The organism is Motilimonas sp. E26 (assembly GCF_021278025.1).
GTDB lineage: Bacteria > Pseudomonadota > Gammaproteobacteria > Enterobacterales > CBDFNC01 > Motilimonas.
This window is the reverse complement of sequence record NZ_JAIBHJ010000004.1, coordinates 102,706-118,064: the sequence shown is the minus strand read 5'-3', so window position 1 is coordinate 118,064 and position 15,359 is coordinate 102,706. Positions and strand designations below refer to the sequence as shown.

Below are 15,359 nucleotides of genomic sequence, written 5' to 3'. Positions count from 1 at the left end.
TAAACATTTTAGGCTAGATTATATCAACCAAGTAGCCTTATTCTTCTTCTGAAACACTTGGCGCTTTTATCACTGTGCCTTCACTTTCACCCATAACCACGCGACGTAGCGCTCCAGGCTTGTTCATATTAAACACACGGATTGGCAGACCATGATCACGAGCCAGTGTAAAGGCCGCAAGGTCCATTACCTTCAGCTCTTTTTCAAGAACAGTAGAATAATCAAGTTCATCATACAAAACTGCATCAGGATTTTTCATAGGGTCAGCATCATAAACACCATCAACTTTCGTCGCTTTTAGCACGGCGTCAGCTTCAATTTCAATGCCACGTAAACATGCTGCTGAGTCAGTCGTAAAGAAGGGGTTGCCAGTACCGGCTGAAAAGATAACCACTCGACCAGACTTAAGTAGGCTGATTGCTTCTGCCCAGTTATAATCGTCACACACACCTTTTAACGGAATGGCGGACATCAAGCGAGCATTAACATATGCACGATGCAAAGCGTCACGCATGGCTAAACCATTCATCACCGTTGCCAACATGCCCATGTGGTCACCCACTACGCGATTCATACCCGCTTTCGCTAAGCCTTCGCCGCGGAATAAGTTACCGCCACCGATGACCAATCCAACTTGAACACCTAGTTCAATTAATTCTTTAATTTCTTGCGCCATGCGTTCTAGTACTTTGGCATCAATGCCAAAGCCTTCTTCGCCCATCAAGGCTTCACCACTTAGTTTTAACAGAATTCGTCTATAGCTTGGTTTCGGATTGGTACTCATTTTACGCGATTCCTAGTTGCAAAACAGCCGCAGCAATGGCCGCGGCTAATACTTATGATCTACAAAAGCAGAGCTTACTTAGCTTTAGAAGCTGCAATTTGCGCTTCAACTTCAGCAGCAAAGTCTTCTTCTTTCTTCTCGATACCTTCACCCACTTCTAAACGTACGAAGCTAGAAACAGAGATACCTTTCTCTTTAAGCACAGCGCCTACCGTTTTCTTTGGTTCCATGATGAAAGGTTGGCCAGTTAGGGCAACTTCACCTGTGAACTTCTTCATACGGCCAGCAACCATCTTCTCAGCGATTTCTTGAGGCTTACCCTCATTCATCGCGATATCGATTTGAATTTCACGCTCTTTTTCAACAACTTCAGCTGGTACGTCTTCAGGGTTAACGTATTCAGGCTTGCTCGCTGCAACGTGCATTGCAATGTGCTTTAGTGAATCAACATCACCTTCACCTGCAACAACAACACCAATTGTCGAACCGTGCGAGTATGAAGCCAGGTTTACACCTTCAACGTAAGACACGCGACGTACATTGATGTTTTCACCAATTTTAGTCACAAGTGCAATGCGCTTTTCTTCGAATTGCGCTTGTAGCTCTTCGATGGTTACTTTAGAAGCAACAGCTGCATCAGCCACTTCATTAGCAAAACTTAGGAAGTTCGCATCTTTAGCTACGAAGTCTGTTTGACAGTTAACTTCAACTAAAGCCGCAACATTACCTGCAGTTTTGATTAAAATAGCACCTTCAGCAGCAATGTTACCTGCTTTTTTGGCCGCTTTTGCTTGGCCATTTTTACGCATAAATTCGATAGCAGCTTCGATATCACCATTGGTTTCTTGAAGTGCTTTTTTACAATCCATCATGCCCGCACCGGTACGATCGCGCAGTTCTTTAACTTGAGCAGCAGTAATTGCCATTTTGAGTTTCCTCAACAATAAAAAGATGAAAAACAGGGGCCTAAGGGCCCCTGTTAACCAAAAAAAAATGGTTTGGTTAATAAGGGCGAAAGCCGTTATTACTCTGCAGCTTCTTCTACAAAGCCGTCTTCTTCAGCCTGTACAACGATATCTTGTTGACGACCTGCTTTTACTGCATCAGCAGCAGAAGTTAGGTATAACTGTACCGCACGGATAGCATCATCGTTACCTGGAACAATGAAATCTACGCCGTCTGGGTTTGAGTTAGTATCAACGATAGAAACTACAGGAATGCCTAAGTTGTTCGCTTCTTTGATAGCGATATGCTCATGGTCTGCATCAATGATGAATAGTGCGTCAGGTAGACCGCCCATATCTTTGATACCACCTAAGCTTTTCTCTAACTTCTCAAGTTCACGAGAACGCATTAGCGCTTCTTTCTTCGTTAGCTTATCAAATGTGCCATCTTCAGTTTGAGCTTCTAGCTCTTTTAGACGCTTGATAGACTGACGAACAGTTTTCCAGTTTGTTAACATACCACCTAACCAGCGGTGGTTTACGTAGAACTGGTCACAGCTTATTGCTGCTTCTTTTACTGCCACGCTTGCTGCACGTTTAGTTCCAACAAAAAGAACTTTACCTTTTTTCGCAGAAACGCCAGAAATGAAATCCAGAGCTTCGTTGAACATTGGAACTGTTTGCTCAAGGTTGATGATGTGTACTTTATTACGAGCGCCGAAGATGAAAGGCTTCATCTTTGGGTTCCAGTAACGAGTTTGGTGACCGAAGTGCACACCAGCCTTCAGCATTTCGCGCATTGATACATTAGCCATGTTAAATTCCTCTTGGGGTTAGGCCTCCACACATCCCATAATCTCGACCCTTAACAGGCACCCCGAAATATGTGACGATGTGTGTGTGTTGTTTAATTAAGTTGATTTCGGGTTGTCGGCTACTTAATCGTGACCGATTATTGGTTAACAATGTAATTTCACATTGCCAATTCCCGGCGCGCTTTATACCATACCCAAGTCATAATCACAATCTGAGATGCGGAATTGGCGACAAAAACATCCCCGCGCCAGTCACACAAAAGAAGAGATAATCATGAGTGTAGTAATCAAAACAGCTGAAGAAATTGAAAAGATGCGCATTGCTGGGAAACTGGCTGCCGATGTGCTAGAAATGATCGAACCCTTTGTTGTAAAAGGGGTAACAACAGACGAGCTGAATCAAAAATGTCATGATTTTATTGTTGATGTACAACAAGCCATCCCCGCACCATTAAATTATCACGGCTTTCCTAAATCTATCTGTACCTCGGTAAATGAAGTAGTTTGTCATGGTATCCCAAACCACAAAAAACTACGTAATGGCGATATTATTAATATCGACATCACAGTGATTAAAGACGGTTATCACGGTGATACATCAAAAATGTTTGTGGTCGGCGACGCGAATCCGTTGACGAAAAAATTAGTGCAAAACGCACAAGAATGTTTATACAAAGGCATTAAGTTAGTTAAACCAGGTATTCGCCTTGGCGAGATAGGTGCAGTGATACAAGCCCATGCCGAACAAAACGGGTTCTCGGTTGTACGTGAATATTGTGGCCACGGTATTGGCGCAACCTTTCATGAAGAGCCGCAAGTGCTGCACTATAAAAGCAAAACCGACCCCAATGCGTTGCTTATTTTAGAGCCTGGCATGTGCTTCACCATTGAACCTATGATCAATTTAGGTAAGCGACATACTAAATTAGATAAAAAAGATGGTTGGACGGTCACAACCAAAGACGGTTCCCGCTCTGCACAGTGGGAGCATACTTTACTGGTGACAGAAACAGGCTGCGAAATATTAACCCTACGTCAAGACGAAACCATTGAACGAGTGATTAATCACGCCTAGGCCAATTCCACTACTTTAACCATAAATAGGAGCTGCCCATGCAAGCCACTGAGACATTAGCTTTAGACGACCTGTCACTTAAGAGTGTCAAAGAGGCAATGGCGGAGTTTAACGCTAAACAAGCAGCGGCCTTCAGTCAGCTGGATGATATCAGTGAGCTGGTGCTAGAGCGCTCCGATTTTATGGACCAGCTGTTAACTCGACTTTGGCATAAATTTACCGATGGAATGGCGAAAGAGCTTAGCTTAGTCGCTGTTGGCGGCTACGGTCGCGGTGAGCTTCACCCAAAATCAGACATCGACTTATTGCTATTAAGCGCTCAGCCTCTTTGCTCTGAAATCGAGCAACAAATCAGTGCATTTATTACTTTCCTGTGGGATTTGCGTCTCGAAATTGGCCATAGCGTAAGAACCATTGATGATTGTATTCAATTGGGGTTAGAAGATATTACTATTGCCACAAACCTTATTGAGAGTCGTTTAATCATTGGTAATGAAACCACCTTTACAACCCTTAAAACGCGATTACATGCTCCAACATTTTGGCCTTCTACTGCCTTCTTTAGTGCGAAACGCGAAGAGCAACGCCAGCGTCATCTCAATTATCGCGATAATGGTTATAGCCTTGAGCCTGATATAAAAAGTAACCCCGGCGGTTTACGTGATCTTCATACCTTATATTGGGTAGCAAGGCGCCATTTTGGCGCAGCGAACTTACTTGAAATGACCATCGATAATTATCTCACCCAAGCTGAATATCGTGAGTTACTTGAGTGTCAGAACTTTCTTTGGAAGATCCGTTTTGCCTTACACCTCGTCACTAATCGTGCCGACAACCGCCTACTGTTCGACTACCAAACCGATGTTGCCACCAAACTAGGCTATCAAGGACAAGGTAATGCTGGCATAGAGACCATGATGAAACAGTTCTATCGCACCATACGGCGAGTGGCAGAGCTAAACGAAATGTTACTACAACATTTTGATGAAGATATTTTAGGCAATGCAGAAATAGAATCAGTGCCCATTGATGATCATTTTCAGCTCAAGGGCGATCTGATCGTACTCGTAACGGCTGGGGAATTTTTTCATCGTCCCGAAAGCATTTTACAACTGTTCCTGCACATTGCTGACAACCCAAATATCAAAGGCATTTATTCCACAACCTTACGTGAAATTCGAGAAAGTCGACGTCGACTCACGTATTGGTTACAAGACATACCACCTTGTCGTGAAAAATTCATGGCTCTGCTTAAACACCCTAGAGGAATGGGCTTACCCCTTACCTTAATGCACAAATATGGCGTTTTAGCCGCTTACATTCCGCAGTGGAATAAAATTTTAGGACAAATGCAATTTGACCTTTTCCACGCTTACACTGTAGATGAACATACTCATCGACTGATTAAGTATATTTACAATTTCCCGACCAAGGAATCAAAAGTAGAACACCCTATTTGTGGCGATCTTTTTCCAACTATTAAAAAGCCTGAATTACTTTTTTTGGCCGCTATTTTTCATGATATAGCCAAGGGGAGAAAAGGCGACCATTCTGAACTCGGCGCCATTGATGCCCAAGCATTTTGTGATTTACACGGTTTAAGTGCTCATGATGGTCGTTTGGTCGCTTGGTTAGTTAAACATCATTTAGTTATGTCGGTAACAGCGCAGCGCCGTGATATTCAAGACCCAGATGTGATCACCGAATTTGCGCGTGTTGTACAAGATGAAAAATACCTTAATTACCTGTTGCTGCTTACCGTCGCCGATATTTGTGCGACCAATGATGATGTTTGGAATAGCTGGAAAGGCGCGTTACTCAAAGAGCTCTATTATCAAACCCAGAAAGCCCTCAGACGAGGCCTAGAAAAACCCATTGACGTACGTAGCCGTATCCGCGATCACAAGCAACAAGCACTGAACAAGTTACTCAGTAAGGCATTTAACTCAAACGCCGTAGAAACCCTTTGGAAGCGCTTTAAAGCAGACTATTTCTTACGCCACACACCGTCGCAGATTGCTTGGCACAGCGAGTATATTCTGCAGCACTATGAGAAAGACAAACCCCTAGTGGTGATCAGCAAGCGCGCCTCTCGAGGAGGCAATGAAGTGTTCATCTATTGTAAAGATTCATTAGACTTATTTGCCACTGTGGCCACCGAGTTAAACAATAAAAACCTCAACATTCACGATGCGACCATTATGAATAGTCGTGACGGCTACACCCTAGACACGTTTATTGTGTTAGAGCCAGATGGCGAGCCGTTAGCCATCGACCGAACGCGTGAAATAAAGCCGGCATTAGAGCAAGCATTGACTCACCCTGAAAAAGTGGTCGCACGCACCCAGCGATTGTCGCGCCGAAAAAAGCAGTTTTCGGTCGCCACTCAAGTGAACTTTCTCAGTAATAAAAATCATCGCACCATGATGGAGCTGATTGCTTATGATTCACCCGGCTTACTAGCAACCATCGGGGATGTTTTCCAAAAGCTAGATGTGGTGCTGCATACAGCAAAAATCACCACAATAGGTGAACAGGTAGAAGATTTTTTCATTGTCACTACCGAAGACGGTCACGCATTAAACTCTGAGCAGCAAAATGAATTAAAACAAGCATTAGTTGCTGCTCTCGCCTGTGACGCACACTCTTAAACATCATCAAATAGGTGTCTGTTAGCTCAGCTGACACCTGTTTGACCCGATAAAGTAACTTTTTTATCAACGAAGAAAATAGTACACTACACATCTCATTAATTAACGATTTGATGATGACAATGAAACAGTTTTTTGAATTTATCCCGCTAATTATTTTTTTCGTTGCTTACAAATTTTACGACATCTATGTTGGCACTGCCGCGCTCATGTTAGCAACCGGTATCATGCTCGCTTTCAACTGGTTTAAATATAAAAAATTAGAAAAAATGCACCTCATTACCTTTGTGATGGTCATTGCATTTGGTGCTCTCACCCTTATTTTACGTGATGATGCGTTTATAAAGTGGAAAGTCACGGTGATTTATTGCCTGTTTGCTGCGGGATTATTGTTCAGCCAGTATGTGCTTAAGAAGAACTTAATAAAACAAATGCTCGGTAAAGAGCTCACCCTACCTGAGGCAGTTTGGCATAATTTAAATATTGCTTGGGCGCTGTTTTTTATTTTCTGCGGTACCCTGAATGTTTACGTAGCTTTCTACCTATCGCAAGATATTTGGGTCAACTTTAAAGTATTTGGTTTGATGGGCTTAATGCTCATTTTTACCTTTCTCACTGGTATTTATTTATACAAGTATCTCCCTCAAGAAGATAAGGAATAATCTTATGTGGTACTCCATCTATGCTTCAGATGTTGCTAACAGCTTAGCACTGCGCCAGCAAGCTCGGCCAGCTCATCTTGCCCGCCTAGAAGCACTAAACGCCGAACAACGCCTGTTGGTGGCAGGTCCATCACCAGCCATAGACAACGAAAATCCAGGGGATTCAGGCTTTACCGGATCGGTAGTAATTGCTAAATTTTCGTCTATTGATGAAGCGAAGACTTGGGCAGAGCAGGATCCTTATGTAGCCGCTGGTGTTTATGCAAATGTTGAAGTCAAACCCTTCAAACTCGTTCTGCCTTAACCCCTCCTGAATAATTTTCACACATAATAATCCAGCACATGAATAATTCCTTCATGTGCTGGCCCCATTCATATTTATCCACTGCTCTTGCCAAATACTTATGTTGCCAAATAAAGTTTAGCAACCACTTTATTGATACATTTCACAATAAAGAGTAAAAAACCATTCATTATCAAATTTATCTCCTACCTTTACCCCTGCAACTAACAAAATAATCAATAGAGGATAATTATGAAACTACGTACGTTTATTGCCGCATCTTTATTTGCAGTAACATCTATGAGCCAAGTTGCCTTAGCAGCCGATACAGCAACAGATACTGGCGCTACTCAAGAGATAACAGCAGTTAGCCAACAAGTGATTAATATTAATACTGCAACTGAAGACGAGCTCACTAAAATAAAGGGGGTTGGTGAGAAAAAATCAAAAGCGATTATTGCTTATCGTAAAGAGATTGGTCAGTTTAAAAATGTCGACCAATTACTTGAAGTAGATGGTATTGGCCAAAGTATTTTAGATAATAATAAAGATCTATTAGCAGTAAAATAGACGCGCCAGCCTCTCTAGGTGTCACTCGATTATAGTGGCACCGATTCATTCTTTGATACATCTAATTTCAACACATTGCCCAGTTGAGAGGTAAAGTTTAACTTAAGCAAGTTAGGGAGCGCGATCCGATCCTGCTGATACCTGTGCCCTGCTAATATACCAAGTCCCATCCCCGTGTATTGAAATAATTTATTAGGGGGGGCAAAGCCAGCATTTGAATAAGTCAGACAATGTCGGCTAGCATCAAGATAACATTGGATTGCATTAACTGGATGTGACAATGCTAAATCATGTATTTGATCATTTAGAAAGCGAATCATTTGAGCTGGTGATCGCAAACGATAATGGCTATTTGACTGATGTTGACGGTATGAGTCATTAAGTAAACTTTTAAGCAAAACCCCTATAACAGCCGCTTCAGTACCAAACAAAGAAACATCAAGCACAAACACACATACCTCATGCTGACTTAATGGATAATGAACAAGTAGCAAACCCAACGGTTGCGAGTCAACACGGAAAGAAAAACCACTGATGTCAAAGTTTTTTGCACTCGCTAACTCTTGCATCAAAAGCGTAGAAGCTGGATCATCTTGACGAAAGTGGGCCATATGACTCATTAATTCAGCATCGGCCATATGTTTATTCGATAGTACTTCAAAACCCGATAATTTCGGTTTTAAAATCGATAAAATACTTTGTTCTATTGTGAGCCAGTTTTGCAGTGGCTTCATGAAGTAATCTTTCGCGCCGTGACGCAATGCTTCTTCTATCTCAACCATTTCACTTGCTGCCGATATGACAATAACAGGCAGATTCGGATACTGACGCAAAATAGACTTAATGACTTCCTGACCGTTCATTTCAGGCATATACAAATCGCACAGCACTAAGTCTGGCTTTAAATCGGCAACAAGAGTCAGCCCATGACGGCCATTTTCTGCTTTTGCAACGATAGCGCCCCGTTGCTTTAAAAAGGCCGCTAATTGCTCGCGAAAAACCGCCTCATCTTCAATAACTAGAAAGGTAAAGTCAGCAAGTGTATAACTGCTTTTACTCATTCATAAACTCTTCCAATTCTTCATCTGATAGAGACGGCCCTATAGGCGAAACAAGGTTAGAGCCTTCCGTTTGAAAGTTCTGATATTGAATATAACTATCACGAATAAAAATATACGAGTCCAGTGATTGCTCAATTAAAGGATCTTGATCCAATAAAATAGCACGTTTATATAGCGCGTCTGTTCCCCAATGAAGTAAGTATTCAAAGTAAGTAAACTCACTGAATGGGAAATACAGCCCATCAACAATCCCACCGACCAATTTTCGAGTGGTGCGAGGGCCATAAAATGGCACCATAAGGTAAGGCCCATGATTGACCCCAACCATCGCTAATACGCTTTGGAATTCGGCCCGATTACGCTTTAAACCACTGCGCCCAGCAACATCAATCAACCCACCAATACCAAATGTAGTATTGACTACAAAGCGCATGACGCTCCCCATTGATGACTCAATATCAAGCATCAACAAATGGTTAACTGCGCTAGAAGGCTCATCAAAGTTCAAAATAAAGTTATTGATGGCTTCTCGGCTCCCCTCAGGGAGATGCAGATAGGCTTTAGTCGCGGGAACATAGATAGACTGGTCTAGGGCGTAGTTGAAATCCCAAACTACGCGGTTCACCCCTTCAAAAGGATCGCTAATTAGACTGTCGTCGACAGGCTTAATGGCTGCTACAGATGCAGAGAAGAACAAAAAAATTCCCACTATCACTACAGATAGTCGTTTAAATAAAGCGTAGATCACATACATACCTATAAAATACACAAAAAGAGCATTAAACCAGTCAGCACTGCAGCGCTGACTAGATTAATAGTAACACTATATCTTATGATCGATGGCTATTTCTATGACACCTTTTTGACCCGATTTAATCACACTACTCTCACCTTCCCACTCTCCTGCCGCAACCGCTACATTCTCATCATTAGATATGCGAGCCTTGATAATAAACTCAGCTTGTTGGCTTAACTTTAACTCAGGCATCATCGCGTCAGCATCAGACAAGGTGACAGTGGCTGGAAACTCAGATAAAGGCAGTTTCTTTGCCGCTAGTGGCATCTTAGGACCATTAACCATTTGCGCAAAAACAAACAAATAACCCGTTTCAGGTAAATCGACTTGCTCGCTGATCGTCACTTTTACTTGATAAGTCATCGAGCCTGCTGGCGAGCCTTTTTTCGCCTCATTTGCTTTCGCCAGTTGCTGCTGGGCATAAGCGATACTGTTTTTAACCATGCCATAGCGTTCACTCGATGGCGCGAGCAAAGGCAGTATTTTACGCCAGCGTTCAATCGCGCCCGCAAAGTCTTCTTGTTGCAGCGCCATAAAGGCATAGACAGATAAGGCTTGAATATTATCTGGCTCAAGCCCTACGGTAGCAATAATCAGGTTTTCCGCTTGTTTAAGCTTTAACGCATCCTCTGTCTGCAACAACGCTTGAGCATATGCGACACGTACATGACTGTCTGCTGGCGATAGTTTATAAGCTTTATGTAGTGCATCTTGGGCCAATTGGCCGTCGCGTAAGGCAAAAGCAAGGCGGCCCAACATTAACCAACCTTGCGTGTCATCGGGTTGATTAGCAAGATGAGTACGTAAGGCTAACATAAAATCGTCAACTTCTTGTTTTGAAGGAGGCTGGCCATCCTGCATGGTCATTTTATGCTGTAGGGTTTCATAGTTGGTCATCACACTTTGCCAATGACTCACTTGTTGACCCGCGCCATATTGTAAATATAGGCCAATACATATCCCAAAAAATAATATGATTCCTGGGAGCAATAGCAAAGTTAAATTAATACGCTGAGCCGATGATTTAGCCTCTACCACATCTTCTAACAAATTTTGCTGTAGTTCAGTCAGTACCGCAGCTTGCTCAGCCACAAGCCCCTGCTCAACGTCTTGCTCAATTTCTTTAACGCGTCCTTTGTACAAGGTTTTATTCAGACTATCTCGATCAGCTTCAATCACTTGACGGTTTCTTAAAACCGGTACGATTAAAGCTAAGCTCGCAATGACTAACAGCAAAATACATAACAGCCAAAAAAGCAGCATTAGTCTTTATCTCCATTTAAAATTCGCTCCAGCCTTGCTTGCTCTGCCGGATCCATCACCGGTTTTTCAGCTAAGGCGGCATTTTTACGCGTTCTGAAAACCAATACAGCTAACCCACCCAACACAAAAAATAGCGGCCCTAACCACAAGAAGATGGTCGCGGGTGTCATGGGTGGATCATAGGTGACAAAATTACCAAAACGAGCGGCCATATAATCAACCACTTGCTCCCTATTCTTGCCTTCTTTAACTAATTCATATGCCTTTTGGCGTAAATCTTGTGCCAATGGCGCATTTGAATCTGCAATGTTTTGGTTTTGGCATTTAGGGCAACGCAGCTCCTTAGTTAACTGCTGATAAAGAACTTCCTGCTCTTGGCTATCAAACTCGTAAACTTGAATTGCTGCTAAACCCGCGCTGCTCATCAATGAAATAAGCAATAAAGTAATAATACGCATTACTTCAAATCCTTAAAAATAGGTAATAAGGTTTGCTGCCAAACGTGATCGTTAACATCACCGACATGACGATATTGGATCACACCTTGACTGTCTATTAAGTAAGTTTCAGGTGCACCATACACGCCTAAATCCAACCCTAACATGCCGTCTTTATCGTACAAGCTCACTTGATAAGGATTACCTAAATCCGTCAACCAGCGAATGGCTTTTTCTCTATCGTCTTTATAATTCAAACCTACAATGTAAACACCGTCAGCAGCCAACTTGTTCAAGTAAGTATGCTCTGCATAACAAGTTGGGCACCAAGTCGCCCAAACATTAAGTAACATCGGCTTACCTTTGAAAATCGACGCATCATGACGCGTTTCTGGCTCATAGAGATCTTGCAAGGTAAAAGTGGGTACGGGTTGACCAATCAACGCCGACTCTAATTTCGATGGATCAGAATACAATCCCTTAAATAAGAACACCACGGCCGCTAAAAATATCCCCAGGGGCAGCAGAAAGAGCCAAAGACGAGGCTTATTGTCCATTACTCATTCCTTTTCCACTAAAGCGATAGCGCTTATCTAACATCATCAGCACTCCGGCAAAAGCCATAATGAGGGCCCCAAACCAAATCCAACGGATAAATGGTTTGTAGTAAATACGTAATGCCCAAGCGCCATTATCCAGCTGCTCACCAAGAGCCGCATAAAGATCGCGAGTGAAACCAGCATCAATCGCTGCTTCAGTCATCACGTTGCGCTGCACCCGATAAAAGCGTTTTTCTGCGCGCATGGTCGTCACGTACTTATCACCTCTATCCACTCGCAACACCCCAGTATGACCATCGAAATTTGGGCCTTTTAGCGCATCTACCCCTTCAAAGGTAAAACGATAATGCTCAAATTCAATTTGATCCCCTGGCACCATTCTCACATCTTTTTCAATGCTGTAATTTTGCGTCATAGTGATACCTATGACCATCACAGCAAAACCAATATGGCCAGTAATCATCGCCCAGTGACTAATACTGAGTTTTTTAACACCAGTGAAAAAACGATGACGATGAGTTGCTCGCAGCCAAGTTTCTTGGCAAGACGTTACCACAACCCAAACCCCTAAGAAGCAACCCAACAAAGCCAGCCAAGTAACGTAAGGGGTACTGACCATAATGTAACAAGCGGTTAGAACAACGGAGGCGACAATGGCAACCAACAGTGTTGCGACTAAATCACCGGGATTTTGTTTTTTCCAACGAACCAACGGGCCTACACCCAATAGCAACATAAATGGCACAATTAATACGGTGAAGATACGATTAAAGAAGGGTTCACCAATCGAAATACTGCCTAAGCCCATTTCTTTATGTACTAAAGGTAATAGAGTTCCCAGCAACACCACAATAAGAGCAGCAATCAGCAAAATGTTGTTGCCCAGTAAAAATGACTCACGTGAAAACAAGCTGTAACTACCACGGCTTTTAACTGCATTGGCTTTAAAAGCATACAACAGCAACGAGCCACCAATAACCATGATCAAAAAGCCTAAAATAAATAAGCCTCGCTCTGGATCACTGGCAAATGCGTGCACCGACACTAATACGCCAGAGCGCACTAAAAACGTCCCCAATAAACTTAATGAGAAAGCCGAAATAGCCAACAGTACCGTCCAAGCCTTAAATACACCCCGCTTTTCTGATACCGCCAAAGAATGAATCAGTGCAGTGCCCACTATCCAAGGCATAAATGAAGCGTTTTCTACTGGATCCCAAAACCACCAGCCTCCCCAACCGAGTTCGTAATAAGCCCACCAGCTACCAAGGGCAATACCTGCCGTTAGGAAGACCCATGCGGCCATCGTCCAAGGACGTGACCAACGTGCCCAAGCTGAATCTAAACGGCCTTGCATCAAAGAAGCAATCGCAAAAGCAAACGCTACAGAGAAGCCCACATATCCCATGTAAAGCATTGGAGGATGTAAAATCAAACCGATATCTTGCAGCAGCGGGTTTAAATCTCGGCCATCAACAGGAAAGTAAGGTAAGGTGCGCTCGAAGGGGTTGGAAGTGACAATCACGAAGAGGTAAAAACCTACTCCCAACATCCCCATGACGGCTAACACACGTGCGGCAGACTCTAATGGCAAATTTTTACTGAGCAATGCAACTGCGGCAGTCCAGCCAGATAAAATCAGCATCCACAATAACAAAGAGCCCTCATGTGACCCCCAAACCGCTGAAATACGGTACTGCAATGGTAGTTCGGAGTTGGAATGTGAGGCCACATAAGCCACCGAAAAATCGTTTACAATAAAGGCGTATGTTAAACAGGCATAAGAAAGCCCAACAAACAAGAACTGGCATACAGCTAAGGTTCGAGCACTATTCATTAACCCTGCATGCCCTTTGTAAGCACCCCAAAGAGGATAAAAACTCAACAAAGCAGCTAAGCCGAAAGCAATGATTAAAGTAAATTGACCGAGTTCAGGGATCATTTATGGGCGCCTTCTAACTGTTCTTCGGTGTATTCAGGCTTGAAATGTTGCATCCCTTTAAGTGATTCAGCAATTTCAGGGGGCATATACTCCTCATCATGCTTAGCCAACACTTCCGACGCCGTGACTGTGGTCGCATCTTTTAAAACGCCCATTGCTACAATGCCCTGCCCTTCACGAAATAGATCGGGTAAAATACCATCAAACTCAACAGTGACTAAATCGCCACCCGCATCATAGAGTTTGAAGCTCACCTTTAAACTGCTTTGGTCCCGTACTACAGAACCCGGCATAACCATGCCACCAATTCTTAACCGCTGACCTGCTTCTGGTTTAACAAGCTGTTTGCCTTTACCTTTAACCAGTTCTGAAGGCGTGTAAAACAGATCAATATTTTGCGATAAGGCATATAACACCAAACCAATTGCTGAGCCTATACCGAGTACAATCGCCAAAATAACGGCAAGGCGCTTTTTGCGTCTTGGGTTCATAACGTATTCTCCATACTGCGAGCGGCTTGCATACGCTTGTTGCGCTCAATGTTATTACGTACTTGTTTAAATAATCGTGCCCGCTTCATTCGCGTGTCAATGACTATCCCTAGCATGCTGATAAACGTCGCACCAAAAGACAACCAAACATAAAAGCCATAGCCGCCCATCGCAAAAAAATCAGCCCAACTTACAAATTCCATTACTTACCCCCCATCACTAAGGCCTTAACCCAAGGACGATGACTTTCTCTTTGCAAAATTTCATTACGAAAACGCATTAACATTAGGGCACCAAAAAATGTCGCAAATGCTAATAACATAATTAACAGCGGCCAAAGCATTGAAAGCGCGATGGATGGCTTATCAAACTTGGTAATGGAAGCCCCTTGATGCAAAGTATTCCACCATTCCACCGAGTAATGAATAATAGGAATATTAATCACGCCAACTAAGGTCAGAATACCGGCCGCTCGCCCTGCCAACACTTTGTCTGAAAACGCGTTATATAAAGCAATCACACCCAAATACAAAAATAACAAAATCAATTCCGAGGTCAATCTAGCATCCCAAACCCACCAAGCGCCCCACATGGGTTTGCCCCAGGCCGCGCCAGTAAATAAAGCAATAAAAGTAAACACTGCACCCACAGGAGCCATCGCCGCGACGGCCATATCTGAAAGGCGAATTTGCCAAACCAAACCGATAAATGCCGCCACGGCCATACTGGTGTAGGCTCCCATAGACAAAATAGCAGCGGGAACATGTATATAAATGATGCGAAAGCTATCACCTTGCTGATAGTCCGCAGGCGCGAAAGCTAAACCCCAGACTAAGCCAACAGCAAAAGAAATGCAGCAAACGACAGTAAACCAAGGTATAAGCTTTCCAGCCAGTTCATAGCTAGTTTGCGCTTTGGCATAAGGGTGTAACCACTTCCACATAGATTGACTCTCTATTTTATTAATGAGCGAACCATGCCCACTTAATCATAAAAACAATGTTGTAAATACAACGTCGTAAAAC

The 15,359-nt window shown here is 43.1% G+C and carries 17 protein-coding genes; 5 read left to right on the top strand and 12 right to left on the bottom strand.

All coding sequences use genetic code 11. The features are described 5' to 3' along the window. Positions 1 to 37: 37 nt before the first annotated feature. The 3 genes from pyrH to rpsB form a co-directional block, all read right to left on the bottom strand. Positions 38 to 784 carry a UMP kinase gene (gene pyrH / locus K1M91_RS04885; RefSeq protein ID WP_232800433.1) on the bottom strand — a complete coding sequence of 249 codons (747 nt, stop codon included), beginning with the start codon at positions 782 to 784 and terminating at the stop codon, positions 38 to 40. Positions 785 to 858: 74 nt separating this feature from the next. Next, the gene (gene tsf, locus K1M91_RS04880; protein ID WP_232800432.1) at positions 859 to 1,710 is read right to left on the bottom strand and encodes a translation elongation factor Ts; all 852 of its coding nucleotides are present in this window, start codon (positions 1,708 to 1,710) and stop codon (positions 859 to 861) included. Positions 1,711 to 1,808: 98 nt separating this feature from the next. Beyond that, positions 1,809 to 2,543 carry a 30S ribosomal protein S2 gene (rpsB, locus tag K1M91_RS04875; RefSeq protein ID WP_232800431.1) on the bottom strand — a complete coding sequence of 245 codons (735 nt, stop codon included), beginning with the start codon at positions 2,541 to 2,543 and terminating at the stop codon, positions 1,809 to 1,811. A gap of 274 nt (positions 2,544 to 2,817) precedes the next feature. Between rpsB and map the strand changes: the two genes are divergently transcribed. The 5 genes from map (at position 2,818) to K1M91_RS04850 (ending at position 7,784) form a co-directional block, all read left to right on the top strand. Continuing rightward, entirely contained in the window at positions 2,818 to 3,618 is an 801-nt protein-coding gene (gene map / locus K1M91_RS04870) for a type I methionyl aminopeptidase (protein ID WP_232800430.1), read from the top strand. A gap of 38 nt (positions 3,619 to 3,656) precedes the next feature. Then, the gene (glnD, locus tag K1M91_RS04865) at positions 3,657 to 6,269 is read left to right on the top strand and encodes a bifunctional uridylyltransferase/uridylyl-removing protein GlnD (protein WP_232800429.1); all 2,613 of its coding nucleotides are present in this window, start codon (positions 3,657 to 3,659) and stop codon (positions 6,267 to 6,269) included. A 122-nt stretch (positions 6,270 to 6,391) separates the two neighbouring features. After that, on the top strand, positions 6,392 to 6,931 hold the full coding sequence (locus K1M91_RS04860) for a septation protein A (protein ID WP_232800428.1): 540 nt from the start codon (positions 6,392 to 6,394) through the stop codon (positions 6,929 to 6,931). A gap of 4 nt (positions 6,932 to 6,935) precedes the next feature. Beyond that, positions 6,936 to 7,235, top strand: coding sequence for a YciI family protein (locus K1M91_RS04855; RefSeq protein ID WP_232800427.1), 300 nt, complete (start codon positions 6,936 to 6,938; stop codon positions 7,233 to 7,235). A gap of 231 nt (positions 7,236 to 7,466) precedes the next feature. Next, positions 7,467 to 7,784, top strand: a complete 318-nt coding sequence (locus K1M91_RS04850) for a helix-hairpin-helix domain-containing protein (protein ID WP_232800426.1) — start codon at positions 7,467 to 7,469, stop codon at positions 7,782 to 7,784. A 29-nt stretch (positions 7,785 to 7,813) separates the two neighbouring features. Here the strand turns inward: K1M91_RS04850 and K1M91_RS04845 are convergent, their stop codons facing one another. From K1M91_RS04845 to K1M91_RS04805, 9 genes are all read right to left on the bottom strand, one after another. Beyond that, positions 7,814 to 8,845, bottom strand: coding sequence for a response regulator (locus tag K1M91_RS04845; RefSeq protein ID WP_232800425.1), 1,032 nt, complete (start codon positions 8,843 to 8,845; stop codon positions 7,814 to 7,816). Further along, complete coding sequence (locus K1M91_RS04840; RefSeq protein WP_232800424.1) at positions 8,838 to 9,593, bottom strand: VacJ family lipoprotein; 756 nt, start codon at positions 9,591 to 9,593, stop codon at positions 8,838 to 8,840. The genes K1M91_RS04845 and K1M91_RS04840 overlap by 8 nt, the downstream gene beginning before the upstream one ends. A 75-nt stretch (positions 9,594 to 9,668) precedes the next feature. After that, complete coding sequence (gene ccmI, locus K1M91_RS04835; protein ID WP_232800423.1) at positions 9,669 to 10,904, bottom strand: c-type cytochrome biogenesis protein CcmI; 1,236 nt, start codon at positions 10,902 to 10,904, stop codon at positions 9,669 to 9,671. Further along, positions 10,904 to 11,362, bottom strand: coding sequence for a cytochrome c-type biogenesis protein (locus K1M91_RS04830; RefSeq protein ID WP_232800422.1), 459 nt, complete (start codon positions 11,360 to 11,362; stop codon positions 10,904 to 10,906). Before K1M91_RS04830 ends, ccmI begins: the two co-directional genes overlap by 1 nt. Then, a complete protein-coding gene (locus K1M91_RS04825; protein ID WP_232800421.1) occupies positions 11,362 to 11,898 on the bottom strand; it encodes a DsbE family thiol:disulfide interchange protein in 537 nt (178 codons plus the stop codon). The genes K1M91_RS04830 and K1M91_RS04825 overlap by 1 nt, the downstream gene beginning before the upstream one ends. Beyond that, entirely contained in the window at positions 11,888 to 13,843 is a 1,956-nt protein-coding gene (locus K1M91_RS04820; RefSeq protein WP_232800420.1) for a heme lyase CcmF/NrfE family subunit, read from the bottom strand. The genes K1M91_RS04825 and K1M91_RS04820 overlap by 11 nt, the downstream gene beginning before the upstream one ends. After that, entirely contained in the window at positions 13,840 to 14,334 is a 495-nt protein-coding gene (gene ccmE / locus K1M91_RS04815) for a cytochrome c maturation protein CcmE (RefSeq protein ID WP_232800419.1), read from the bottom strand. Before ccmE ends, K1M91_RS04820 begins: the two co-directional genes overlap by 4 nt. Then, positions 14,331 to 14,537 carry a heme exporter protein CcmD gene (ccmD, locus tag K1M91_RS04810; RefSeq protein WP_232800418.1) on the bottom strand — a complete coding sequence of 69 codons (207 nt, stop codon included), beginning with the start codon at positions 14,535 to 14,537 and terminating at the stop codon, positions 14,331 to 14,333. The genes ccmE and ccmD overlap by 4 nt, the downstream gene beginning before the upstream one ends. After that, positions 14,537 to 15,277 (bottom strand): heme ABC transporter permease, encoded by a 741-nt coding sequence (locus K1M91_RS04805; protein WP_232800417.1) that lies wholly within the window; start codon positions 15,275 to 15,277, stop codon positions 14,537 to 14,539. Before K1M91_RS04805 ends, ccmD begins: the two co-directional genes overlap by 1 nt. Positions 15,278 to 15,359 lie beyond the last annotated feature (82 nt).

Bases quoted from the DNA above. Each gene is read 5' to 3' on its own strand.
- K1M91_RS04825 (WP_232800421.1), bottom strand. From the start codon at position 11,898: ATGGACAATAAGCCTCGTCTTTGGCTCTTTCTGCTGCCCCTGGGGATA.
- ccmE (WP_232800419.1), bottom strand. From the start codon at position 14,334: ATGAACCCAAGACGCAAAAAGCGCCTTGCCGTTATTTTGGCGATTGTA.
- K1M91_RS04855 (WP_232800427.1), top strand. From the start codon at position 6,936: ATGTGGTACTCCATCTATGCTTCAGATGTTGCTAACAGCTTAGCACTG.
- K1M91_RS04830 (WP_232800422.1), bottom strand. From the start codon at position 11,362: ATGCGTATTATTACTTTATTGCTTATTTCATTGATGAGCAGCGCGGGT.
- ccmD (WP_232800418.1), bottom strand. From the start codon at position 14,537: ATGGAATTTGTAAGTTGGGCTGATTTTTTTGCGATGGGCGGCTATGGC.
- glnD (WP_232800429.1), top strand. From the start codon at position 3,657: ATGCAAGCCACTGAGACATTAGCTTTAGACGACCTGTCACTTAAGAGT.
- K1M91_RS04850 (WP_232800426.1), top strand. From the start codon at position 7,467: ATGAAACTACGTACGTTTATTGCCGCATCTTTATTTGCAGTAACATCT.
- K1M91_RS04860 (WP_232800428.1), top strand. From the start codon at position 6,392: ATGAAACAGTTTTTTGAATTTATCCCGCTAATTATTTTTTTCGTTGCT.
- K1M91_RS04805 (WP_232800417.1), bottom strand. From the start codon at position 15,277: ATGTGGAAGTGGTTACACCCTTATGCCAAAGCGCAAACTAGCTATGAA.
- rpsB (WP_232800431.1), bottom strand. From the start codon at position 2,543: ATGGCTAATGTATCAATGCGCGAAATGCTGAAGGCTGGTGTGCACTTC.
- K1M91_RS04820 (WP_232800420.1), bottom strand. From the start codon at position 13,843: ATGATCCCTGAACTCGGTCAATTTACTTTAATCATTGCTTTCGGCTTA.
- tsf (WP_232800432.1), bottom strand. From the start codon at position 1,710: ATGGCAATTACTGCTGCTCAAGTTAAAGAACTGCGCGATCGTACCGGT.
- map (WP_232800430.1), top strand. From the start codon at position 2,818: ATGAGTGTAGTAATCAAAACAGCTGAAGAAATTGAAAAGATGCGCATT.
- ccmI (WP_232800423.1), bottom strand. From the start codon at position 10,904: ATGCTGCTTTTTTGGCTGTTATGTATTTTGCTGTTAGTCATTGCGAGC.
- K1M91_RS04845 (WP_232800425.1), bottom strand. From the start codon at position 8,845: ATGAGTAAAAGCAGTTATACACTTGCTGACTTTACCTTTCTAGTTATT.
- pyrH (WP_232800433.1), bottom strand. From the start codon at position 784: ATGAGTACCAATCCGAAACCAAGCTATAGACGAATTCTGTTAAAACTA.